Below are 24,152 nucleotides of genomic sequence, written 5' to 3' on the forward strand. Positions count from 1 at the left end.
ATTTGAAGGGAATTTGATATGAAGCGGAGGGATTTTATAGGGATAGGTTCGATAGCTGGGGTTGCGTGTGCTGCAAAGAGGACGAATACGTTCGGTTTTTCAACTGGCGGGAACGATGAACGCCCCGATGTTCTGTTGATTATGCCAGATCAAATGCGCGGCGATTGTTTGTCGGCTCTGAGCCATCCTGTAGTAAGGACGCCGACTCTGAATAAACTCGCGTCTGAGGGCGCCTTGTTTGAACGGGCGTATGCAACGGTTCCATCTTGTATTCCCGCACGATATGCAATGTTGACCGGTTTGTCCCCGCAAAGTAGCGGTGTGGTGGGGTTTGCTGCAAAAACAATCACGACGCCGACTCTCCCTGACGTGTTGGCCAGTCATGGGTATTCCACGGTGCTTGTTGGGCGGAATATGCATCAAAAGAAGGAGAGTGGTACTTGTGGATATCAAAAAAATATCTTGGGTTCCACTTATGTAAGCAATGATGAATACGACCGTTTTCTGAGGCGGGAAGCTCCGGAAAGCGGAGGAATCAGAAAACTTATTCGTTCGTCCGGTAACGATGTTAATCTGTGGTTGGCCAGTTCGTGGCCGCTGAATGATGATTTGCATCCGACGACATGGACCGTTGCGCGGTCTAAAGACGTTATTCGCAATGAGTCGCCAGATAAGCCGCTCTTCCTGACGACTTCATTTTATTCGCCGCACCCTCCATTGTTTTCGCCAAAAAAATATTTTAATCGGCACATGGCTTCGATATTGCCGGGGCCGGCTAGGGGGGATTGGGTGGATTGGGATGCAGTACCTTCAGAAGGCACACCACCCTACACCCGCATATGGTTTTCCGGCGAGCGATGCAGGCGTGCACAGGCCGGTTATTTCGGTTTGATCGAGCAGATCGATACGGAAATTGACTCGTTAATCCGACAGTTCAAAGAGCGAAGCGAAAAAGCTGGAAGACCGTGGGTGATTGTTTTTACAAGCGATCATGGTGAAATGCTCTTTGATCATGGATATTTCAGGAAATGTGAACCCTATCAAGGGGCTGCAAATATCCCGTTTATCATTGCAGCCTCTCCAGAGATGGGATTAGAGCATGGATTACGGAATCGGCAGCCGGTTTGCCTTGAAGATATTATGCCGACGGTTTTGGCTTTGGCCGGCGTGCGGGCTCCATCCTGTGTCGATGGCACGAACCTGGTTCCCGTCTTGAGAGGCAAGCGTCAAAACATCCGTGAAGTGCTTCATTTTGAGCACGCCAGATGTTACAGCGATGAGCAGGAGTTTCATGCTTTAACGGATGGTCGGTATAAATATATTTGGCGCCCTGCCACGGGAAGAGAGCAACTCTTTGACCTTGATCATGATCCTTCTGAAATAAACGACCTTTCTCTGGCCGATAGTTCCACCGAACAGCTTGAAATGTGGAGAAAACGGCTGATAAAAAGACTTGAGGGCCGCCCGGAAGGATTTGTGCAGAATGGAGAACTCGTTACGGGTCGGCCGTATCCGCCGCTGAACCGGACGACTCCTCTATTTGAGAATGAGGCATCCACAAGGTGAGGCCTGTGGGGCTTTCTTTTTGGTCAATATTTCAGCTGCGTTTTTCTAAGTCGCTGTCAGTGAGGCTTACTTGGCAGAAGCAGATTGCTTCTTTCGAAATTTCAGAGGGGATATTCCAATCTCTTTTTTAAAAGCCCGGCAGAAAATTGCCGGGGATGAAAATCCCGATTGGTAGGCGATTTCGCTGACTGTCAGGCGGGTGCGGAGCAGCAGTTTGATGGCATGGTTGATTCGTACACTGTGTACGTAATGTCCCAGCGAAATTCCCATGGCGTTTTTAAACTGTGTACGCAGGTGGCTCACCGAAAATGCACAGTGTCTGGCCAGGTCATCCAGCGTGAACGGTTCGTCCAGATGCTGATGGATGTAGGTGTTGATTTTTGCAATGACGATTTGCCCGGTGCTGGGAGAAACCGGGTGTGCCGCCTTTCCGATTGCCAGTTCGTAAAGGATGCATGAAAGCATGGTTGCGGTTTTTTGCGCGGCCCCGGTGTGGTAGGCTGTCAGGAGTTCCCGTAACGAGGATCGCATCAGCTCCGATATGGATACTGACTGCTGAAAGGCTCCGAATGGATGGGTTTCTGCCAGCTCGAACGAGATGAACAGCCATTCGATTTCCTGCGACGGCGGCGCGTAATAGTGCTGCTGGAACGGCAGGATCAGCAGTGCCTGGTTTTCCTGAACATTGTAATGGTTGTTATCAACAAACAGGGAGCCGCTTCCTGTGATGAAAAAGATGAGAACATAGCGATGGTGCACCGTGTTTTTGTAATCGGAGGGACGAAGGGTCGTGCGGGTGAAAACCAGAATATTGTTAGGCAGCTCCAGCGGCGCCTCATAAGAAATGCCGTTGTAGGCATCGCGGTTGGTCACGAACAGCTGCGCAAGCTTCTGGATATTAGGTTTCATGGGCCAATGATGGGGTATGGCAGTCGAAATTGCAAATAAAAGTGTGCAAAGTGCAAATGTTATGTTATTTAATTTATCTTTTTGACTGGGATAATGGTTTGAAAATTAAGAGCGGGTTTGCGGGGATAGAGAGCCTCTGAAGCAGCTCTGGAAAATGAAGGAGTGATAAAATGTATACGAAAATAACAACAGTTGTCGGATGGCTGGCGATGGCCTGCCTGAGCTTTGGCGGTACCGTTGTGCTGCAGGACGATTTTTCGTTCGGCAGCGGAGACCGGTCCGCCATTGCAGACGGGGACCTGGTGGAGGGAACCCTGATTCAGGACGGGGATGTGGCATGGTCGAAAGCCCAGTGGGCCCGCCCCATGGAGTTTCATCAAACGGCCGGTGGAGACCAAGTGATGGCTGGTGTTGTCGGCAAAGGCGGCGGGCAGATGTCGGTTCCTTTTGACGCAGGCAGTGTGTCGGGAATTATGACCGCGTCCGTGAATGCCAAACTGACGGATATGATGAAAAATGCTTATACGCCCGGCTTTTCGATTTCTTTTACTACTGCTACCTCTGATTTGTCGGTTAATGCAAAAACAGCAGATTCGCTTTCGATGCGCTTTGATCCGTTTTCCGGCGTGATACAGGTTCGAACCGGATATGCCGCGGATTCGACCGAGAATCCGGTTTTGATCGGCTCAAGCACGTTTGCAAATTACAACAGCAACAATGTTGTGAACCTTTCTCTCTCCTACAACACCATTTCCGGCGAGATCAATGCAACGGTGACGGATACGGTTACCGACGAAAGCGCAGCCTTCACCCAGACCCTGTCGGTATCGGATTTCCTGATTATTACCAATATGGATACGGTTGCTCTGGAGGTAACGACGTTTAACAATCCGTACACAGGGTCAACCCCGGCGTATTTTGACGATTTTGAGGTGAGCGTTGCGTATATGGATACTACCTTCCTTCAGGATAATTTTTCGTTCGGCAGCGGTGAGCGGTCTGCTGTTACCAATGGTTCTCTGGTTGACGGAACAACCCTCCAGTATGGGCACGTGGCGTGGGAAACGGCCCACGGGGCCCGTCCCATGCAGTTCTTTGAAACGACGGGCGGGAAGCAGGTCATGGCCGGTATTCCCGGGAAATCCGGAGGGCAGATGGCTGTGCCGTATAACTTTGGCAGTGTCACCGGACTCGTGAGCGCTTCCGTGGATGCCAAATTGACGGATATGGTCAAAGATGCTTGGACTCCCGGCTTTTCGATTTCCTTTACCACGGCTACGGATGCCTTATCTGTCAGTGCCAAGACCGCAGATTCGCTTTCCATGCGCTTCAATCCGTTTACAGGCCTGGTTCAGGTCCGAACCGGTTACTCGGAAGATTCGACCGTGAGCCCGGTTATGATCGGGGGAGGCACCTTTGAGAACTATAACAGCAACAACATTGTAAAGCTCAAGCTTTCCTATGCCGCCGACTCCGGGGAGATTATTGCAACCGTTTCGGATACGGTTACGGGGGACAGTTATACGTATACCAAAACCCTCGCAGAGACCAATCAGCTGAATCTGGCGAACATGAATACAGTGGCTCTGGAAATGACGACGTTTGACAGCACCTATACGGGATCGGAACCGGCATATTTTGACGACTTTCAGGTTCAGATTCCCGGCAGCATTATCAATCCCCGGATTGTTTCCATGGAGATGGCGTCGGACAGCCTGCTCAAACTGGTTGTGGCTCTCGACGGTGCAGACCCGGACAGCTTCTTGCCGGTTCGGTGCGATGATCTGGTGTCCGGATCATGGGCTTCCGTGGCGCATGCAGACAGTGTCAGCAATTCGCTGGTTTTCACCAATCTTTCCTATGCAACCGTAGAGGGCACAAACCATCTTATTTATGTGTCGGCTACAAATTCATCGGCCTTCTTCACGGTTGAGTAACTCCTTGAAAACCTGCCGGAGGTTTAAAACTCTCCGGTAGGTTTGTACCGGCGGAGTGTCGGGTGAAAATGAAAAAGTAGTGATGTGTGTAATGAGAAATATCCATAAGTCGATGATCTGTATGCTCGCGAGTCTGATGATTCCGGTGCTGGCATTTTCTGAGTTTGAGGACCGCCTGAAGGAATTGATTCCGGTTCCCAAGACTGTTTCGGTTCAGGAGCAGATCGTTGCGATTCCGGCCGCGTCTGACGTGCTGCAGATCGTCGATCCGAAAGTAGCCGCGTTTCGCAGTGCTGTGGAGATGATTCGTGTTCGGCTTCAGCAGGGTCAGCAGCGTTTTTCCGTTGTTGATGAATCTGCGGGCGGCTCCACTGTGCTGATGTTTCAGAAAGATGACGGGCTGGCTCCTGAGGAATACCGGCTGGTTGTTTCGCAGAACGGCATGGTCGTATCGGCGGCTGACGAGAAAGGGATTGCATGGGCCGGGGTGACGCTGGAGCAGCTGCTGGGGTCTCTCCGTTCCGGTGATTCGCTTCCGGAGATGACGCTTGCGGACCGGCCGGATCAGGCGTACCGGGGAATTATGATTGATGTGGCCCGGCAGCCGCATCCGATCGGGGTGATCCGCGATGTGGTTCAGCTCTGCCGCTGGTATAAACTCGGTTATCTGCACATTCACTTTACCGATTCTCAGCTGTGGACACTGCCTTCGACAAAGTATCCCGCGCTGTCCGCCGAGAACACTACTTATACCAAACGTGAGCTCGAAGAGCTGGAGGCGTTTGCCCGGTCTATGGGTGTCACCATTGTTCCGGAGTTCGATGTGCCGGGTCACAGCTATGCGCTGATCCGGCTGATGCCGGAGCTCGGAACCCGAACCGCCGCGCGCGGGCGCCCTGTGCTGGATGTGTTAAGTGATAGAACTTATGAGGTTCTCGATGACCTGATCGGTGAACTTTGCGAAATTTTTGAGTCCACTCCGTACATTCATCTGGGTGCGGATGAAGTGAAGCGCGAAAAAGAGATCTGGCCGCAGATGGAAGGCTATAACCTCTTCCTGCAGAAGAACGGGCTTGCGGATGTCGAGGAGCTGTACCGTTATTTTGTGCGCAGGGTCTCGCTGCTGATTTCAGCTCACGGGAAGACCCCGGTCGCATGGGAGGGCGTCGCTGCGGAAGGGAATCCAGCCATGCCGCCGGAGCTCACGATGATGTCGTATGAGTGCTATTATGAAATGCCTGGGGCATATATTGAAAATGGGCACAATGTTATTAATACCACCTGGGTTCCGCTGTATATCACCAATCGTCGTCATCCGGACCTGACGGCAATCTACGATTGGGAACTCAGTCAATGGGGACACTGGTGGCCGAAGTCGGCCGCGAAGGACGGGCTGTCCGTAAAGCCGACCGACCGGATTCTGGGCGGTCAGATTTGTGCGTGGGAGCTTCCGGCGGCACTGGAAATCAAACTGCTGCGCAACCGTGCCGGTGTTCTGGGTGAGCGGTTGTGGAACGATCGGCGGTCTCTTTCTGCAGAAGAGTGCATTGGTGCGGTCGAAGGGTTGACGGAAACATTTGTCAAAACGCATACGCTGAGCCCGGTAACCCGGGAGGCGTTGAGCCAAGCGAAGGATTCGTCCGAGCCGCCGGTCTTTCAGGAAAAGATGATGGACCGTTTTGAGGGGTCGGATATTCGCAACTGGCAGGTTGGCGGTGCCGGAACGGGCGTGGCGCTGACGAGCGATGTTGTTTACTCCGGCAACGAAAGCCTAGCGGTGCAGTTCAGTACGCCGGGAAAGGGAACGCACAATATCAGCCTGTGGACCCGTCTGGATGATATTCAGGTTGCCGGGGTGGAATATCATTTTCTGGCAGCAACGGATACGGGTGCCGGGGCCGTTTATACAAAAGTGCGCATGCGTTCCAAAAAACCGCAGAAGCAGTATGCGTTGAAGTTTTATTCCGAACTCTTCAAACAGAAGTTGCCGGTTTATCCGTCTGCATCGCTGGAGAGTGCTGCATGGCAGATCTATGATACATCGCTGCCAGGTGACGTTTCCAAGGTTTTGCCGGAAGGGGATGTGTTGCCGGCGCCGGTGGTTGACCGGCTGGAAATTCTGATTCGTGTAACGACAGAAACTGCACAAACGGGCACGATCTATCTAGATGACCTGAAGATCACTACTCCTTAAAATATATAGAGAAAACGTATGATACAGCTGAGTACATTGGACTGGTCCATCATCGGCATGTTTTTTGTCGTTGTGATTGGCCTCGGGATGCCTAGCCTTGTGTCGAAATTGCAAATAAAAGTGAGCAAAGTGCAAATGTTATGTTATTTAATTTATCTTTTTGACTGGGATAATAGTTTGAAAATTAAGAGCGGGTTTGCGGGGACAGGAGCCTCTGAACCAGCTCTGTAAAAAGAGGACGGGAAATATGAATATATACATTACAAATAAGGTTGGAAAACTGGCAGGTTTGATCTGTTTATTACTGATGACAGTGCCTTCCGGTTTTGGGGAACTCCTTGTGACGTGGAGTACCGAAGGATTAAATGGAGGGTTTGCTGCTAATTCTGTGTGGAACACAGACTTTGCGCACGGCGGAATGGTCAGTAATCAAACGGTTGCAACGCTGGATGGAAGTGACTGGTCGGCAGCGGCGGCAGGCATGACCGGGTCGCCTCAAAATAATCCAGCTCTTTCTTCAGGCCGATATATGAAGATCATTATTACCCCGGAGGATGGCCAGTCGGTAACATTAACGAATATGATGATGAATATTTATTCTGAAACTGCCACGGATCGGGGGTATGAGGGATCTGTTAAAGTTGCATTGCGCTCCAGTATAGACAACTTTTCCAGTAACATTGGAGGTGCTGATTATATTACGTTGACACGAGGGGAGGATAATTCAGTTTCGTGGGAGTTGGGGGCAAACTTTAATAGACTTGAATCTTCAATAGAATTTCGGGTGTATCTGTGGGGGGCCACAACATGGGGGCTGGCCTATCCAAAAGATGTTTCTGGAAATAATGCCATCTCTGTTTATGGAACAACGGCACCAGAATATACAATCGCATCATGGAGTACTGATGGATTGAGCGGAGGGTTTGTTGATAATCCTGTGTGGAACTCGGACTTCGTGCATGACGGGGTGGCCAGCAATCAAACGTTCGCGTCGTTGGATGGAAGCGACTGGTCTGCGGCGGCGAAAAAAATGACAGGGGCTCCTCAAAATAACCCGGCTTTATCAGCCTCTCGGTATATGAAAATGGTTATGACCCCGCTGGGGCAAAAAATTACGTTTTCGAGCATATTAATGAATATCTACTCGCAGACCAATACGGTGGATGGTTCTGATGGAGCGGTGAAAATCGCATTGCGTTCCAGTGTAGATAATTTTTCCAACAATATAGGCGGTGAGAATTACATTACGTTAACAAGGGGCCAGAACAATAAGGTTACTTGGATTTTGGATTCCAGTTTCAGCGAAATTGAATCGCCGATTGAATTTCGGGTTTATCTCTGGGGGGCCGTAAGTTGGGGGATCGCATACCCTTTAGATTCGGGAACAGATGCAATTTCAGTTTACGGGATAACCTCTCCGGGATCTTTTTCCAGTTATGCAGATTGGGCCAATCAATGGGGCGGAACCAACATAATTGGTTCTGAAGTTGCCGATTACGATGGCGACGGGGTAAACAATCTTTACGAGTACGGACTAGGCGGGGATCCGACCGATGAGTTAGTTCAAGGAACATCCCCCCAGTTTGACATTCTGGCTTTGGATGGAACCAATGTGTGTAATTATGTTTATCCGCAGCGGTCTGGTTACCCGAATGGACTGGCTTATTCCCTTGCTGTGTCAACAAATCTCTTAGGAAATTGGGAAACCAATGCGGGATACCAGGTGACGGGGACGAATGTGACGGGTGGAGTATTGGATTTTGTTACCAATACTTTAGATACCGTGAATAAACAGAAATTCATTCGTCTGATTATTGAGTAAAATTTTTCCGTCAAGGGCTCGTCCTCCCTCGTCCTTTGACGAGGGACACATTCAGCCCCGAGACAAACTACGGATTGGTGACAGTGATAGGTGGGATATGAAGAAGATATTAATAGCGGGAATGATTGTCGTGACAGCGATCTCTTTCAGATGTCAGGCGGATCTTTTGGCAGAATGGCATACTTCTGGTCTGCCCGGTGGTTTTAAGTTGAATTCAGTGTGGAAGCCTGTGGTCGCGGCAAGAATCGATAAGAATAAGAGCCGGATCAAGCTAGATGAGACGAAGCTTAAAACAGGATACGGTAGACACGCTTCTCGGATGACCTTTTTTTCTCAAAATACCGGTTCTTTAGCCATAAATCGTTATTTGCAACTTCAGATCGCTCCTGTTCCCGGGGCAACGATGGCTCTGGACAGATTGGTTTTAAATGTTAAATCAGCGGTTGGGGATGGTGCTGAAAAAATCGCTGTGAGATCCAGTGTGGATAACTTTTCAAAAAACTTGCTAGCTACCGATCTGGTTCGAGGGGAAGAGAAAACCATTCGTTTAGAGCTCGCTGAGTTTGATGGTATAGAATCTGTTGTTGAATTTAGAATTTATTTTTGGAGGGCGACCAAGTGGGGATGTGGATATCTGGAGGATTTAACAACAGGGGAAGGTGCTGTCCAGATTTTCGGGAAAGTCAACTCGACAACCAATGATGCTGTGTTATTGCAATCTGATGTTGGCGTGAGCCAGCACAGCTTAATTCCTTGGCCGAAAGAAATATCATTTGGTTCTGGGATGTTGGAGGTGAAAAGTGGAACGAGCATCTGTATTCAAAATAACAAAATCCAGCCGTTAGCTGAAGTTTTCCAAAAAGAGTTGGCTCATTTGTTTGGATTGGATTTGGCAATTATAAGAAAGGTAGGGTCTCGCGGCGATGTGTTACTTGAGATTGATCCGATGCTGGAAGAGACTCAGTACCGGATTATAATAAATGATCAGGTGGTTGTAAAAGGGGGGAGTTATTCAGCTCTGGCATTCGGGACTGTAACCGTGGGGCAGTTGATGGAGCAGGAAAAAGCCGGCGGTTCTGTTCAGCTTTCGAAGGCTGTCATAACCGATTCTCCCGATTGTTCGTATCGAGGTCTAATGGTTGATTTGGCAAGAAAATGGCATCCTGTGGATGCGGTCAAACAACTTGTTGATTTATGTCGCTGGTATAAAATCAATTATCTCCACCTTCATTTCACAGATAATCAATCGTGGACTTTACCTTCAAAAATTCAACCAATGGTTTCGACGCCGGCAAGACATTATACTTTTAGTGAATTGTATGAGTTGGAACATTATGCAAGTTCACGTGGCGTTACAATTGTTCCAGAGATAGACGTTCCAGGGCACTCCCGAGCTTTAATTCAGGCATTGCCGGATTATGTGGCAATTAGTCATCAGCCATGGTCGGCCATTTCCGCAGGTCGAGAAGAAGCCTATGATTTGTTGGATGAATTGATTGGTGAAGTGTGTGAAATCTTTTCTTCTACCCCTTATTTTCATATTGGTGCAGATGAAGTGAAATTTGAGGAGTGGGAGAGGGATGAGTTCGCTATGGAATATATGAAAAAGAACGGCATAGAAGACCTTCACGATTTATATCACCATTTCATTGTCCGGATGAATGAAATTGTAAAGAGTCACGGGAAGCAAACGATTGTTTGGGAGGGATTTAAGTTGGGGGGGCGGACTGATATTCCGAAGGATGTCATTGTAATGCCGTTCGAGTCATATTACGAAGATCCACGACAGCTTGCTCAGGAAGGATATACCATCATTAATACCAGTTGGAAGCCTCTTTATATTGTCAATAAGCGTCGGTGGAGTCCCGAAGAGATCTATCAGTGGAATATTTACCGGTGGGAAAATTGGAGTTCAAAATCACTTGCCATAAATGGTCTGGAAGTGTCTGAGAAGGCTAATGTGATTGGTGCGCAAATTTGCGCTTGGGAACAGTCGGCAGAAGCAGAAATTCCAAGCATACGAAAACGTCTAGCTGCACTGAGTGAACGAGTCTGGAATATTTATCCTTCCAAGCCAGTCGAGGATTTCCTGTCTCGGCTTGATGTGTTGGATCACCGTTTTTCTTTATTAAATAATCAATAACAAAGGAACATGTTATGCAAAGAAGAGATTTTGTAAAAACAGGTTCTGTTGCAGGGTTGGTGTATGCGGTAGGAGGGGATGTTTTTGGGGGTGTTGCGGGTAGGAGCAATAGACAGCCCAATATTCTACTGATTATGCCGGACCAGATGCGTGGCGATTGTTTGTCGGTTCTGAGTCATCCTGTGGTAAAGACGCCGACTTTGGATAAGCTCGCGTCTGATGGAGTCCTGTTTGAACGAGCGTATGCAACGGTTCCATCCTGTATTCCCGCACGATATGCAATGTTGACCGGTTTGTCCCCGCAAAGTAGCGGTGTGGTGGGGTTTGCTGCAAAAACAATCACGACGCCGACTCTCCCTGACGTGTTGGCCAGTCATGGGTATTCCACGGTGCTTGTCGGACGGAATATGCATCAAAGGCCGGAGAGTGGAACCTGCGGATATCAAAAGAACATCTTGGGCTCCACCTATGAAGAAAATGATGACTACGACCGTTTTCTGAGGCGAGAAGCCCCGAACAGTGGAGGTATCAGGAACCTTATTCGTTCGTCCGGAAACTCCATTAACCTTTGGCCGTCTAGACCGTGGCCGCTGAGTGATCATTTGCACCCAACGGCATGGACCGTTGCGCGGTCTAAAGACGTTATTCGCAATGAGTCGCCAGATAAGCCGCTCTTCCTGACGACTTCATTTTACTCGCCGCATCCTCCGTTGTTTTCTCCAAAAAAATACTTTGATCAGCATATGACTTCTGCGTTGCCAGAGCCTGCCAGAGGGAACTGGGTGGATTGGGATGCGGTGCCTTCAGAAGGGCATCCTCCCTATACCCGCATATGGTTTTCTGGCGAGCGACGTCGGCGGGCACAGGCCGGTTATTTCGGCTTGATCGAGCAGATCGATACGGAAATTGACTCGTTAATCCGACAGTTCAAAGAGCGAAGCGAAAAAGCTGGAAGACCGTGGGTGATTGTTTTCACAAGCGATCATGGTGAAATGCTCTTTGATCATGGATATTTCAGGAAATGTGAACCTTATCAGGGGGCTGCAAATATCCCGTTTATCATTGCAGCCTCTCCTGAGATGGGATTAGAACATGGATTACGGAATCGGCAGCCGGTTTGCCTTGAAGATATTATGCCGACGGTTTTGGCTTTGGCTGGCGTGCGGGCTCCATCCTGTGTCGATGGTACGAACCTGGTTCCCGTCTTGAGAGGCAAGCGTCAAAACATCCGTGAAGTGCTTCATTTTGAGCACGCCAGATGTTACAGCGATGAGCAGGAGTTTCATGCTTTAACGGATGGTCGGTATAAATATATTTGGCGCCCTGCCACGGGAAGAGAGCAACTCTTTGACCTTGATCATGATCCTTCTGAAATAAACGACCTTTCTCTGGCCGATAGTTTCACCGGACAGCTTGAAATGTGGAGAAAACGGCTGAGGAAAAGACTTGAGGGCCGCCCGGAAGGATTTGTGCAGAATGGAGAACTCGTTACGGGTCGGCCGTATCCGCCGCTGAACCGGACGGCTCCTCTATTTGAGAATGAACTCTGATGAATTGGAGTATACGCAAGCAATTTGCATTATAATGGAAATAGGGACCATCTATCTGGATGGCCTGAAAATCTACACGCCTTAAAATACAAAGAAAGAGTATGATATATCTAACTGCATTGGATTGGTCGATTATCGGAACGTTTTTCGTGACGGTCATCATAATCGGGATTTGGCAGTCGCGGCAGGCCGGAAAAAGTTCCGCGGACTTTTTTCTCGGTGGGCGCGGGATGCCTTGGTGGCTGCTTGGGATTTCCATGGTTGCCTGCACCTTTGCGGCCGATACGCCGAATCTGGTCTGCGGTCTGGTGCGCGAAGGCGGTGTGGCAAAGAACTGGTACTGGTGGGCGTTTCTGATCACCGGGATGATCACGGTTTTTGTGTATGCCAAACTTTGGAGGCGCTCCGGCGTGATGACAGACCTGGAGTTCTATGAATTGCGCTACGGCGGCCGCCCGGCGGCGGTCCTTCGGGGATTCCGTGCCGTCTATCTCGGCATGTTTTTCAACGTTCTGATTATGGCCGCGGTTACGCTGGCCATCATTAAATACGGCCAGCTTCTATTCGGGTTCAGCAAACTGCAGTGCGTTGTCTTTGGTTCTGTCGGGGTCGTGATCTATGCCACGCTCGGCGGAATCAAAGGATGTATCTGGGCGGACTTCTTCCAATATTCCATCGCCATGTTTGGAGCTGTTTGGGCAGCCATTGCATCCGTAAAAGATGCGGGGGCAGTGGTCGCCGGGAGCGCAGGCGCAAGCGCCGCGCAGTTTGGTCTTTCCGATCTTCTGTCCCATCCCAATGTGGCCGGTAAACTGAGGATTTTTCCGGACCTTCATGATCCGAACATGTGGGTCCCGATGTTGCTGATGCCGCTCGCCGTCCAGTGGTGGGCGGCCTGGTATCCGGGGGCCGAGCCGGGAGGCGGCGGATACATCGCCCAGCGCATGCTTTCTGCGAAGGACGAAAAAAACGCCATCGGCGCGACGCTGTTTTTCAACTTTGCCCACTACGCCCTGCGTCCGTGGCCGTGGATTATCGTCGCACTCGCCTCCCTGGTGGTTTATCCCGAGGTGGCGGACATTCAGAATACATTTCCACACATCGACCCAAGCATTGTCGGTGATGACATTGCCTATCCGGCCATGATCTCCCGGCTCAGTCCCGGCTTTCTCGGACTGGTTATCGCCTCCATTATTGCGGCCTACATGTCCACCATCGGAACGCATCTGAACTGGGGCTCTTCCTATGCTGTGAACGACTTTTACAAACGCTTCGTCAAAAAAGACGCCACGGAAAAGGAAATGGTTCGCATGGGCCGGACCTGCACGGTGGTGCTGATGGTGTTTGCCGGCGGACTTTCGATGCTGCTGACGGATGCAACGCAGGCGTTCAATTTGCTGCTGCTTTCGGGTGCGGGGTCGGGCGCGATTTATCTGCTGCGCTGGTTCTGGTGGCGCATTAATGCCTGGAGCGAAATTTCGGCCATGATCTTCACAACGCTCGTGGCGGCTGTGCTCACCTTCGGTTTCAACGGCGACCGTGAGGCGCTGCTCGATCTGCAGGTCACCGACACATTCACCCTGTCCGGCAGCAGCGTGAAGTTCCTGATTGCCGTGCTGGGAACCACCATTGCATGGATCGCCGGAACGCTGTTGACCCGGCCGGAGTCCGAAAAGACTCTTCGTTCCTTTTATCGCAAATGCCAGCCGGGAGGGCCCGGCTGGAAGAAGCTGATCGATAAAGCGGTTTCGGAAGGCGACATGATCGATGGAGAAGAACACGGAAAATCATGGGAAGTCCCGCTGGAAATCCTGTGTGTTTTCATCGGATGTGTTTTTGTCTACAGCGCGCTCTTTTGCATCGGAAGCCTGGTCTACGCCAACGTTCTTCAGGCGACCGTGCTCGGTACCGTTTCGGCGGCATCAGGAATCTTTATCTTTGTCGTATGGAAAAAACTGCATGTCCATGCGCAGCGAATGCGGGTTGAGGGAGACTCATGAAGCGGTTTTGGTTTTCTGAAGGTACACTGGCAGCAGGCGCCGTGCTGGGTTTTTGTACGTAAATGGACGTGTCGGCCGAGACGTCAGAAAAGCATCCCAACATCATTTTGGTGATGGCTGATGACCAGGGCTGGGGAGATGTCGGCTACAACGATCATCCGCTTTTGAAAACGCCGAACCTGGACGAAATGGCGAAGGTTTCGCTGCGGTTCGACCGTTTTTATGCAGCGGCTCCCGTCTGTTCGCCGACACGTGCCAGCATTCTGACGGGGCGAAACCCGAACCGCTGCGGTGTGGTCAACCACGGGCACCCGATGCGCCCGCAGGACACCACGCTGGCTGAAGCGTTGAAACCCTCCGGATATACAACCGGGCATTTCGGGAAATGGCATCTGGGATCGCTGGAAAAGACCAGCCCGGTCAATCCGGGTAACAGCGGTTTTGATGAGTGGTTTTCTGCGCCCAACTTTTTCGACATGAACCCGCTGATGTGCAGCAACGGAGTGGTGGTGCAGTGCCATGGTGACAGTTCGGATGTTGTGGTGGACAGGGCCATCGATTTTATTCGCGAGCAGGTTGATGCCGATCAGCCGTTTTTGGCGCTGGTCTGGTTTGCCGCGCCGCACGACCCGCATGAAGCCTCGCAAGAAGACCTGGCATTATACGGAGATGATCCGTTTAAAGGATACTTCGCCGAAATCACGGCCATGGACCGAGCATTCGGTCGCTTGCGCCGCGAGATCTGTACACTGGGAATTCGGGACAACACCATCCTGTGGTACACCAGCGACAACGGCGGACTGGACGAGCGCTCCACCGGCGGGCGCGGCAAAAAAGGTCTTTTGCTCGAAGGCGGGCTGCGGGTTCCGGCCCTGCTGGAATGGCCTGCCCGGATTTCCTCCCCGCGGATCACCGATGCTCCCTGTGTCAGTTCAGACATCTATCCGACACTGCTCGAAATCACGAAAACCTCTGTGTCGAATCAGTATCCGATGGATGGAATCAGCCTGGTTCCGCTGATCGACGACACCATGACCGCGCGGCCGAAGCCGATCGGCTTCTGGCGCTATCCATCGCCCGGACGGGCGACATGGAGCGACCGGCTTCTTGCAGCAATGATGGCCGCGCAGACAGAGGGGAAAGAAATCGGCAACCCCGACTGGCAGGACACCGATGCGGGTAGCGTGGAAAAACAGTATCCAGAGGACTCTGCGCCGGGGCATGCAACCTGGCTGGACTGGCCATGGAAACTGCACCGCAGGCAGCAGGCCGGAAAAGTGCCGACGTTTGCCCTGTACAATCTGAAAAACGATCCGTACGAAAAAAACAATCTGATCCATCAGATGCCGGAGCGGGCGGACTCCATGAGAGCAAAGATGGAGAACTGGCAGGGCTCCGTGCTCCAAAGCCTGAATGGACGCGATTATTAGAGCGCATTTTTGAACGACTTGCCGTTATCTCCTGACCGGATAACCGTTTTATGGATTTTTGCGAAAGCCCGATTGATGTCGGGCTTTTTCTTGATCTAATGCAAAACAATAGGATAGTACTCCTGTCGGTTGATTATCAATTCGTGCCGGGTGGGTCGACAGGAATGCAGCGAACGCCTAACCGCGCAGCGGAAAGCGATAAGAGGAAGATGAGATGAAAAAATGCAGTTTATTAATGACCGCGGCAGCGATCACTGTTTTTTCTTTTGCGCAGGCAAAAGAGAAACCAAATATCCTTTTGATTATTGCCGACGACCTCGGTCCGCAGCTCGGGTGCTATGGCGATGCCAACGCGGTCAGTCCGAACATTGATAAGCTGGCGGAGCAGGGCGTGCGGTTTACTCAGGCGCATGTGACAGCGGCGAGCTGTTCGCCGTCGCGCGGCAGCATCATGACCGGTTTGTATCCGCATCAGCACGGGATGTATTCGCTTTCGCAGCAGGGCTGGGCAAAAATGCATGACGACGTTCCTAAACTTCCGAATGCGATGAATGCGCTCGGCTACCGCACGGCCATCATCGGCAAAACTCATTACGAGCCGGAGCATCTTTTTGAGTGGGATCTGCGGGATGAAAATGCGCAGAAAGTGATGATTGACCGCGACGTGCGCTGGATGAACGCGCAGGCCGACCAATGGCTGGACGGCTCGCCTCAGGACAAACCGTTCCTGCTGTGCATGAGTTATGTCGATCCGCATCGCGGCGGCGGCGACGGCCGCTACGGGGCGGAATACAATGAAAAATTTCCGAGGGTTCGGGTGGGGCTTCCTGAAAAACCTCTGCCGCCGGATGACACCGTTCCGGTTCCGTTCCTGGCCGTTAATTCGCCGGAGGTGCGCATGGAAAACTCCGATTATTATTCCTGCATTCAGCGCCTCGATACCGGTGTCGGCGAGCTGCTGGAAATGCTCGATGCCAAAGACGCTTTGGACAACACGCTGATTGTTTTGATCGGCGATCACGGTCCTGATCTGACGCGCGGAAAAATTTCAGCCTATGCAACCGCTACGCACATTCCAATGCTGGTCAAATGGCCCGGCCATGCCCAGGCCGGACTGGTGCGCGACGAGTTGGTATCCACCATCGACCTGTTTCCAACCTTTGTAACCGCTGCCGGCGGAAAAATTACAGACGAGCGGCAGACCGGGCGACCGCTTCAGCCGTTGATGAAATCCGGATTATCCACGTGGCGCGAGTGGCTTGGTACCGAGTTTATTGCTCATGTTCCGTGGCATTACTATCCGCGCTATGCGATGCAGAACGGTCGTTATCAGCTGGTGATAAACCTTGCTTCTGCGGAACTCGAAAACCCGCTCGAAGGACACAACTACTGTTACGCGTGGCACGAAGTGATGAAGCCGCAGTATGAAGGCACGCAGCTGCGCACGGCCTACGATGCCGTGGAGCGCCCGCCGGTTGTTGAGCTGTTTGATAAACAGTCCGATCCGTTCCTGCTGAACAACCTTGCGGTTAATCCCGAATACAAACAGACCGTGCAGGAATTTGAGCAGCAGATTCAAAGTTGGCGTGAAGCCACGGACGACCCGTTTTTGGATCCGGCGTATGGCCGCGCCTACGAAGAGCATGTGGCGCAGCAGAAAATCGACTGGGAAATCCGCAACGGCATTCGCAAAGCCGCCCCGCCGAAAAAAGCGAAACGGGATTTCCCCCAGGTTGGAAAAAAGATCGGTTTTACGGAAACCTTTGACGGAAAAATTTCCAAGGTTTGGAAATCGCCGAACGGTCATCCCGGTCAGGCAACCCGGGACGGTGTTACGGTTGATATGAGTAAAAACGGATTCAGCATGACCCGGCAGTTCGATGGACAGGGACTCGGTGCCGGGCGGGTGGAAGCGTCAGCCGTGTTTGTTCAGAGTGGAGCCGCGGTTCCGCACAGCATTAACTGGAATGTCGGCATTTCCAGTGAAAACAGTAAATATATCCAGAACATGAATGCGGATACGGTTTGTGTCCGGTTTATCACTGCCGGCCCGAATAAAGGACGTTTGTGGTGGTCTGTTTTTTGTGACGGAGAATTGGTTTGTAAAAGCTGGTCGGACCATGTCTTCAAAAGGTGGAACCCGGGTGACGAAATCGAAGTGTCCGTTTCATATGACCTTGATTCCGGGGAGGCGGTTGCTAAAGCCGAGGATCTGACCCGTGGGCAGGTTCTGGCGGAAGATCGCGTTTCGTGTCCCGGTCTTGTTGGTTTGCGGTATAGCGGATTCGAAATGACATTGTTCCCTGAAAAAATGACCGGTCCGGCCGGGCTGGTGAAGCGGTTTTCTTTCCATGCAGAGCCATAGCGGATTAGGTTTCTTAATCCATTTGGATGCCGGATCCGCAATGCTTCGGAGGTTCTTCCTTGTTTCTGTATGTGCTGGTGGCAGCTGGCGGGGCTGCGGAGTTCAGCTTCAAATGGTCAATGTTTGAAAACCCGGGGTTTGCTTTATTTTCGGACTTTTGAAAAAGTGCAACCATGCTGAATGACAAGAAAATCGTGGTTGTAATGCCTGCTTATAATGCAGCGGAAACGTTGAAAGAAACCTATCACTCGGTGATGGAGCAGGAGATCGTTGATGAAGTGATTCTGGTGGATGACGCCAGCTGCGATGAGACTGCTGCAATTGCCGGCACTCTGGAGCATGTGACCCTGCATGTTCATCCAGAAAATCGCGGGTACGGAGGCAATCAGAAAACCTGCTATCGTCTGGCGTTGGAAGCGGGTGCAGATGTCGTCATTATGGTTCATCCGGACTATTAGTATACTCCGGCATTGATTCCGGCGATGGCGGCAATGATTGCAAACGGACTCTATTCCTGTGTGCTGGGTTCGCGCATTCTGGGAGGAGGCGCGCTCAAAGGCGGCATGCCGTGGTGGAAATATGTTTCCAACCGGTTTTTGACTCTGGTTGAAAATATTCTGCTCGGCGCGAAGCTGTCTGAATATCACACTGGATATCGAGCCTTCTCTCGTGAACTGCTGGAGAGACTTCCTCTAGAGGAAAACTCCGATGATTTTGTTTTTGATAACCAAATGCTGGCGCAGATTCTTTGGCTGGATGTCACCATTGCAGAAGTGAGCTGTCCCACCAAATATTTTCCGGAAGCCTCTTCGATCAATTTTCGCCGAAGCGTTCAGTATGGAGTCGGATGTCTGTGGACAGGGGTTTGTTTCCGCCTCTGCCGGGCAGGGTTGCTGCGGTCCCGATTGTTTCGCTGAATCTGGAGTAGTCTAATGGACGTACCATCTGAACGACGGGCCACTGCCGGGATTTTCCTTCTTTTGGTTTTGCTCGTTTGTATCGTATTCGGACAGACGGTTTCTTTTGATTTCGTGAATTTTGATGACGGACCCTATGTTTATGCGAACCCGCACATTGCAAACGGTGTGACTCTGGATGGCCTGAAGTGGATTTTGATGAATCCGCACAGCGCCAACTGGCACCCGTTAACCTCGTTTTCCCATATGCTCGACTGCCAGCTATACGGGTTGAATCCGTTCGGTCCTCATCTTACGAACTTTGTTCTGCACATGGCTGCCGTTCTTTCCCTCTTTCTGGTGCTGCGCTCGATGACCGGTTCAGTCTGGCGCAGTGCTGTAGTCGCCGCACTGTTTGCGGTTCATCCATTACGGGCAGAATCGGTGGCATGGGTTTCGGAACGCAAAGACCTTCTCAGCGGGCTGTTTTTTATTTTAACGCTGGGTGCATATCAACGCTACACATGCCGTTCATTTTCTATGCGTTATTACATGCCGGTTCTGGTGCTGTTTGTCTGCGGGTTGCTTTCCAAATCCATGTTGGTGACCCTTCCGTTCGTTTTGCTTCTGCTGGACTTCTGGCCGCTCAACCGCTTTTCGTCTGAAAAAACCAGTAGACTCATCCTGGAAAAAACACCACTGCTTCTGCTGGCGGCTCTGTTTTGCGGTATTACCGTATGGGCGCAGCGCGGAGCCATTGCATCAGTCAATGCCTTTCCGTTTTTGTGGCGAATTGAGAATGCAGTCATTTCATATATGGTTTATATCCGGCAGCTGTTTCTTCCGTTGGGACTGACAGCCTTGTATCCTGTACGTGACGGACTGTTTCCGCTGTGGCAGGTTGCCGGTGCTGTGGTATTTCTGGGCGCCGTCTCGGTGGTTGCTGTGCGCAAACTGAAAACCTGTCCGAGTTTTTTCATAGGCTGGTTTTGGTATGCGGGGATGCTTGTTCCGGTGATTGGAATCCTGCAGGTTGGAACCCAGGCTCACGCCGACCGCTATACCTATCTTCCGCAAATCGGCTTGGTCATCGCCATTGTCTGGCTGGTAAGTGAGAGGGCGGTCACTCGAAACCGTCAACTCGCGGTTTCGATTCTGGCGGCAGGAATTATTTGCGCCTTAACTGTTGCCGCACGAATTCAAACCGCCACATGGCGTGATGGAACCGCGCTTTGGACGCGGGTCCTGGCTCATAACGATCACAATCCGATCGCACACAGTAATTTCGGAGCCTTGCTTCTGGTCGAAGGGAAAACGGACCGGGCCATCGAACACTTTGAAAAATCAATCCGGCAAAGCCCCGGACGGGCTGAAGTGTACAATAATTTAGCTTCCGCCTATGCCGATCAGCAGCGTTATGCGGAGGCAGTCAAGGCCGCCGGCATTGCTCTGGAGCTGGCCGGGAAGCAATGTGCCCCCGAAGTCGTTGAAGCCATTCGCGTCCGTTACGAAGGATATCGTTTGCATCTGGCCCGCTAGCCGAAACGCCCGATGTTCGGACACTCGTTACTCCAGGTTTTTCAAGGGCTGGAAAATAAAGACCCTGTTTTCCAAATATTGGAAAACAGGGTCTTGTGCGCTGCTTTCAGCTTGAAAGCAAGCCGTGATGTAATTACCCGCAGAGAGCGAGGAGCACACCGGCGGCTACAGCGGATCCAATCACACCGGCAACATTCGGGCCCATGGCGTGCATGAGCAGGAAGTTCTGCGGGTTTTCTTCGAGGCCCACTTTGTTGGATACACGGGCGGCCATCGGCACAGCCGATACGCCGGCGGAACCGATGAGCGGGTTGATATTGTCTTTGCTTAGCTTGTTCATCAGCTTCGCCAGCAGAACCCCGCAGGCAGTGCCGATGCAGAAGGCGACCAACCCGAGAGCCAGAATTCCGAGCGTGTTGGCATTAAGGAATTTTTCAGCAGCCAGTTTGGAGCCGACGGCAGTTCCGAGCATGATGGTGACGATGTTGATGAGTGCGTTCTGAGCGGTGTCGGACAGACGATCCACCACGCAGGATTCTTTCATCAGGTTGCCCAGCATGAGCATACCGATCAGCGGAGTGGCGGACGGGAGCAGCAGAATACAGAGAACCAGCACGAGCAGCGGGAAAACAATTTTTTCCGCTTTGGAGACGTGGCGCAGCTGTTTCATTTCGATCTGACGTTCTTCTTTGGTGGTGAACAGACGCATAATCGGCGGCTGGATAATCGGTACGAGCGCCATGTAGGAGTAGGCGGCCACAGCGATGGCTCCGAGCAGGTTCGGTGACAAACGGGACGACAGGAAAATCGCGGTCGGGCCGTCGGCACCACCGATGATACCGATGGATGCAGCATCCTGCAGGTTGAAGTCAATGGCCGGGATCAGTCCGGAGAGCCATAGCGCACCAAGCAGGGCGATGAATATACCAAACTGCGCAGCCGCACCAAGCAGGGCGGTCTTTGGATTGGCGAGCAGCGGACCGAAGTCGGTCATGGCCCCCACACCCATGAAAATGAGCAGAGGGAAGACTCCGGACTGCACACCGACGGTGTAGAAATAGTACAGGAAACCGGCCGGCTGTCCCGGCATCGGACCGTCCGCGATTCCTGCCATCGGGATGTTGGTCAGAATGCAGCCGAACCCGATCGGCAGAAGCAGCAGGGGTTCGAATCCCTTTTTGATGGCCAGCCAGATTAACAGCAGGCCCACGAGGATCATGACAAACTGTCCGGCACCTTCCGGCAGAAGACCGCTGGATTTGTGTCCTTCGAATTCCGCAGCCTGGATCTGCTTGGTGAGCGGAGCCAGAATGGACGCATCAATGCCGTGCTTGGATGCTTCTTCTACAACGTTGTGGGCATTGCTGAAATGTCCGGCCGTGATTTCGGCCGCAACGGTTTTGATGACTGCATCTTCATATGCCGCATGCTTTTCTTCCGCAGTCTGCGGATTCAGAAAGCGGTAGATGCCGGTTTCGTGCCAGAGCTTTTTAAAGCCTTCAACAATCGAAATGCCTTCTTTTTCAGTGGCGACTGCCACGGCCTGGTCGAACGAGCAAACGCCGTTTTCGCAAGACGTGTCAGCGACTGAAAATCCTGTCGTCAGCAGCGCTGCGAGGGCGATCAGCCCAAATAGGTTTTTCATTTTAAACATGGTAAAGTTTCCTTGTCTAAGAGTGAGAACCGGAAGCCGGAAATCCCGGCTTCCGGTGAGACCCTTCTGATTAGTTGATCGATGCGAGCTCCTGGCCGCCGGTAGCCTGATCACCGACATTCACAGAGACAGACGAAACCGTTCCGGTTGCAGGAGACTTGATTTCGACTTCCATTTTCATGGCTTCCATGATCATCAGAACGTCTCCTTCGTTGACGTGATCGCCAACGTTGACGCTGAGTTTCATCACTTTACCCGGCATCTGGGCTTTCACAACGGTGGAATCGGCGGACTCGTGTGCGCCGTCTGCGGAGGCGGTTTCTACACCATCTGCAACGTCAATGCTGTAGGCTTTGCCGTTGACGGTCGCTTTGTCGCCTTTGACTTCAACGGCAAACTTTTTGCCGTCAACGGTAACGGTGTAAGCACCATCACCACCTGCGGAGGCATCAGCGGCCGGTTTGGAAGCGCCTTTGCGTACGCCGTTGATTTCGGATTTTCCGAGCAGGAAGTCGATCCCTTTCTGTTTGCAGGTAGCAGCGATGAAGATGTTTTCTTCGGTTTCTTCGATGCTGCTTTCCTGAAGCATTTTTCTGGCAGCGTCGACCCCTTTGTTCGGGTCGCGGTCATTGATGTCCACCGGGTTTTCGGTGGTCGGTTCCAGCTCAAGCTTTTCAGAAGCGAGTTTGACGATTTCCGGGTCGGGTGTGCACGGAGTTTTTCCGAAGTAACCGAGAACCATTTTGCCGTAACCGTCGGCGATTTTTTCCCATGGGCCAAACATGACGTTGTTGAAGGCCTGCTGGAAGTAGAACTGGGAAACCGGAGTTACAGACGTTCCGAATCCGCCGCGACGAACCACTTCACCCATGGCGTGGATGCAGTCTTCGTATTTGTCCATGATGTTGTTGTCGCGCATCATCTGCGTGTTGGCAGTCAGCGCACCGCCGGGCATCGGCGACCACGGAATCATCGGCTCAACGGCTTTGGCTTCCGGCGGAAGCATGTAGTCGGCCATACAGTCTTTGAAGACTGTTTCGGCGTGCATCATTTTGTCGATGTCGACGTCCAGTTCGTAGTCTTCACCGCGCAGGGCGTGCCAGAGGGTCGCCACGTCGGGCTGGCAGGTTCCGCCGGAGGCGGGGGCCATGGAACAGTCGACCTGGTCCGCGCCGGCTTTGATGGCTGCAATGTAACCGACAGTTCCTACGCCGGCTGTTTCGTGGGAGTGGAACACCAGTTTGGTTTCAGACGGCAGCATTTTGCGAGCCATCTGGATGGTTTCGAACACTTTTTTCGGGGTGGAGGTTCCGGAGGCGTCTTTGAAGCAGACGCTGTCGAATGCCATGCCCGAGTCCAGAATGCCCTGCAGGGTTTTCTGGTAGAACTCGACGTCATGGGCACCGGTGCATCCCGGAGGCAGCTCCATCATGGTAACGACGACCTCGTGGTTGAGGCCGTGGGCTTTAATGGAATTGGCCGAGTCGATCAGGTTGTTGACGTCGTTGAGCGCGTCAAAGTTGCGAATGGTGGTGATGCCGTGCTTGGCAAACATTTTTGCGTGCAGGTCGATGATGTCGCGAGACTGGGAGTCGAGGCCTACTACGTTGATTCCGCGACCGAGGGTCTGCAGGTTTGCATCCGGCCCGACGGTTTCGCGGAACCGGTCCATCATGTCGAATGCGGACTCGTTGCAGTAGAAGAACGGAGCCTGGAAACGTGCGCCGCCACCGGCTTCAAAATGAGTCTGTCCGGCTTCCACACAGGCTTTTACTGCCGGTAGGAAGTCTTCTGTCAATACACGTGCACCGTAGACGGACTGAAAGCCGTCGCGGAACGCGGTGTTCATAATATGGATTGTTTTTTTAGCCATCATTTACTCCTTAATGTTTTAAATTCTATTTAACCCCGTTTTGCCCGGATCGCCGCCAGAGCAACAGCAATGGCTGCCGCGGGACTTGCAGCTGCCGGTGCTGCAGTTTCTGCGGTCTCTTCTGGAAAAAGATGTGAAAACTTTTTGAAGAAAGCCGAAGCCGTCTGCATTGCGACAACCAGAAGAACAAGAAAGGCGAAAACCGTCGCCATTCCGATCACCATTAAAACCAGTCCTTGACCCATAATTTTATCCTTTATTTTTCGCAGATGTG

At 51.8% G+C, this 24,152-nt stretch carries 14 protein-coding genes and 1 pseudogene; 11 read left to right on the top strand and 4 right to left on the bottom strand.

Features of this window, described 5'->3' with window-relative positions; genetic code table 11:
* Positions 1–18: 18 nt before the first annotated feature.
* Positions 19–1,566, top strand: coding sequence for a sulfatase-like hydrolase/transferase (locus tag GT409_RS13370; protein ID WP_160629566.1), 1,548 nt, complete (start codon positions 19–21; stop codon positions 1,564–1,566).
* A 66-nt stretch (positions 1,567–1,632) separates the two neighbouring features.
* Here the strand turns inward: GT409_RS13370 and GT409_RS13375 are convergent, their stop codons facing one another.
* Positions 1,633–2,475 carry a helix-turn-helix domain-containing protein gene (locus GT409_RS13375; protein WP_160629567.1) on the bottom strand — a complete coding sequence of 281 codons (843 nt, stop codon included), beginning with the start codon at positions 2,473–2,475 and terminating at the stop codon, positions 1,633–1,635.
* A gap of 170 nt (positions 2,476–2,645) precedes the next feature.
* Here GT409_RS13375 and GT409_RS13380 point away from each other — a divergent pair, with 170 nt between their 5' ends.
* The 10 genes and pseudogenes from GT409_RS13380 to GT409_RS13425 all read left to right on the top strand — a co-directional run bounded on the left by GT409_RS13380 (position 2,646) and on the right by GT409_RS13425 (position 20,351).
* The gene (locus GT409_RS13380) at positions 2,646–4,412 is read left to right on the top strand and encodes a hypothetical protein (RefSeq protein WP_160629568.1); all 1,767 of its coding nucleotides are present in this window, start codon (positions 2,646–2,648) and stop codon (positions 4,410–4,412) included.
* Between the two features lie 91 nt (positions 4,413–4,503).
* Positions 4,504–6,606 (top strand): family 20 glycosylhydrolase, encoded by a 2,103-nt coding sequence (locus tag GT409_RS13385; protein ID WP_160629569.1) that lies wholly within the window; start codon positions 4,504–4,506, stop codon positions 6,604–6,606.
* 247 nt (positions 6,607–6,853) lie between these two features.
* Complete coding sequence (locus tag GT409_RS13390; RefSeq protein ID WP_160629570.1) at positions 6,854–8,428, top strand: hypothetical protein; 1,575 nt, start codon at positions 6,854–6,856, stop codon at positions 8,426–8,428.
* A 97-nt stretch (positions 8,429–8,525) separates the two neighbouring features.
* A complete protein-coding gene (locus tag GT409_RS13395) occupies positions 8,526–10,571 on the top strand; it encodes a family 20 glycosylhydrolase (protein ID WP_160629571.1) in 2,046 nt (681 codons plus the stop codon).
* Positions 10,572–10,585: 14 nt separating this feature from the next.
* A complete protein-coding gene (locus GT409_RS13400; RefSeq protein ID WP_160629572.1) occupies positions 10,586–12,121 on the top strand; it encodes a sulfatase-like hydrolase/transferase in 1,536 nt (511 codons plus the stop codon).
* Positions 12,122–12,222: 101 nt separating this feature from the next.
* Complete coding sequence (locus GT409_RS13405) at positions 12,223–14,121, top strand: sodium:solute symporter family protein (RefSeq protein ID WP_233231563.1); 1,899 nt, start codon at positions 12,223–12,225, stop codon at positions 14,119–14,121.
* Between the two features lie 62 nt (positions 14,122–14,183).
* A complete protein-coding gene (locus GT409_RS13410) occupies positions 14,184–15,551 on the top strand; it encodes a sulfatase-like hydrolase/transferase (RefSeq protein WP_269844936.1) in 1,368 nt (455 codons plus the stop codon).
* A 214-nt stretch (positions 15,552–15,765) separates the two neighbouring features.
* On the top strand, positions 15,766–17,916 hold the full coding sequence (locus GT409_RS13415) for a sulfatase family protein (RefSeq protein WP_160629574.1): 2,151 nt from the start codon (positions 15,766–15,768) through the stop codon (positions 17,914–17,916).
* 173 nt (positions 17,917–18,089) lie between these two features.
* Positions 18,090–18,833, top strand: a pseudogene (locus GT409_RS16175) (glycosyltransferase family 2 protein).
* A 15-nt stretch (positions 18,834–18,848) separates the two neighbouring features.
* Positions 18,849–20,351, top strand: coding sequence for a tetratricopeptide repeat protein (locus GT409_RS13425; RefSeq protein ID WP_160629575.1), 1,503 nt, complete (start codon positions 18,849–18,851; stop codon positions 20,349–20,351).
* 133 nt (positions 20,352–20,484) lie between these two features.
* On the opposite strand, the gene GT409_RS13430 is transcribed toward GT409_RS13425, so the two are convergent.
* The 3 genes from GT409_RS13430 to GT409_RS13440 all read right to left on the bottom strand — a co-directional run bounded on the left by GT409_RS13430 (position 20,485) and on the right by GT409_RS13440 (position 24,123).
* Positions 20,485–21,597, bottom strand: coding sequence for a sodium ion-translocating decarboxylase subunit beta (locus tag GT409_RS13430; RefSeq protein ID WP_233231664.1), 1,113 nt, complete (start codon positions 21,595–21,597; stop codon positions 20,485–20,487).
* 478 nt (positions 21,598–22,075) lie between these two features.
* Positions 22,076–23,878, bottom strand: a complete 1,803-nt coding sequence (locus GT409_RS13435; protein ID WP_160630129.1) for a biotin/lipoyl-containing protein — start codon at positions 23,876–23,878, stop codon at positions 22,076–22,078.
* Between the two features lie 29 nt (positions 23,879–23,907).
* A complete protein-coding gene (locus tag GT409_RS13440; protein WP_160629576.1) occupies positions 23,908–24,123 on the bottom strand; it encodes an OadG family protein in 216 nt (71 codons plus the stop codon).
* Positions 24,124–24,152: the final 29 nt, after the last annotated feature.

Source organism: Tichowtungia aerotolerans (genome assembly GCF_009905215.1).
Classification (GTDB): Bacteria; Verrucomicrobiota; Kiritimatiellia; order Kiritimatiellales; family Tichowtungiaceae; genus Tichowtungia; species Tichowtungia aerotolerans.

Coding starts and splice junctions, on each gene's coding strand:
- GT409_RS13390 (WP_160629570.1), top strand. CDS start 6,854: ATGAATATATACATTACAAATAAGGTTGGAAAACTGGCAGGTTTGATC.
- GT409_RS13375 (WP_160629567.1), bottom strand. CDS start 2,475: ATGAAACCTAATATCCAGAAGCTTGCGCAGCTGTTCGTGACCAACCGC.
- GT409_RS13425 (WP_160629575.1), top strand. CDS start 18,849: ATGGACGTACCATCTGAACGACGGGCCACTGCCGGGATTTTCCTTCTT.
- GT409_RS13410 (WP_269844936.1), top strand. CDS start 14,184: ATGGACGTGTCGGCCGAGACGTCAGAAAAGCATCCCAACATCATTTTG.
- GT409_RS13385 (WP_160629569.1), top strand. CDS start 4,504: ATGAGAAATATCCATAAGTCGATGATCTGTATGCTCGCGAGTCTGATG.
- GT409_RS13370 (WP_160629566.1), top strand. CDS start 19: ATGAAGCGGAGGGATTTTATAGGGATAGGTTCGATAGCTGGGGTTGCG.
- GT409_RS13395 (WP_160629571.1), top strand. CDS start 8,526: ATGAAGAAGATATTAATAGCGGGAATGATTGTCGTGACAGCGATCTCT.
- GT409_RS13415 (WP_160629574.1), top strand. CDS start 15,766: ATGAAAAAATGCAGTTTATTAATGACCGCGGCAGCGATCACTGTTTTT.
- GT409_RS13440 (WP_160629576.1), bottom strand. CDS start 24,123: ATGGGTCAAGGACTGGTTTTAATGGTGATCGGAATGGCGACGGTTTTC.
- GT409_RS13405 (WP_233231563.1), top strand. CDS start 12,223: ATGATATATCTAACTGCATTGGATTGGTCGATTATCGGAACGTTTTTC.
- GT409_RS13380 (WP_160629568.1), top strand. CDS start 2,646: ATGTATACGAAAATAACAACAGTTGTCGGATGGCTGGCGATGGCCTGC.
- GT409_RS13435 (WP_160630129.1), bottom strand. CDS start 23,878: ATGGCTAAAAAAACAATCCATATTATGAACACCGCGTTCCGCGACGGC.
- GT409_RS13400 (WP_160629572.1), top strand. CDS start 10,586: ATGCAAAGAAGAGATTTTGTAAAAACAGGTTCTGTTGCAGGGTTGGTG.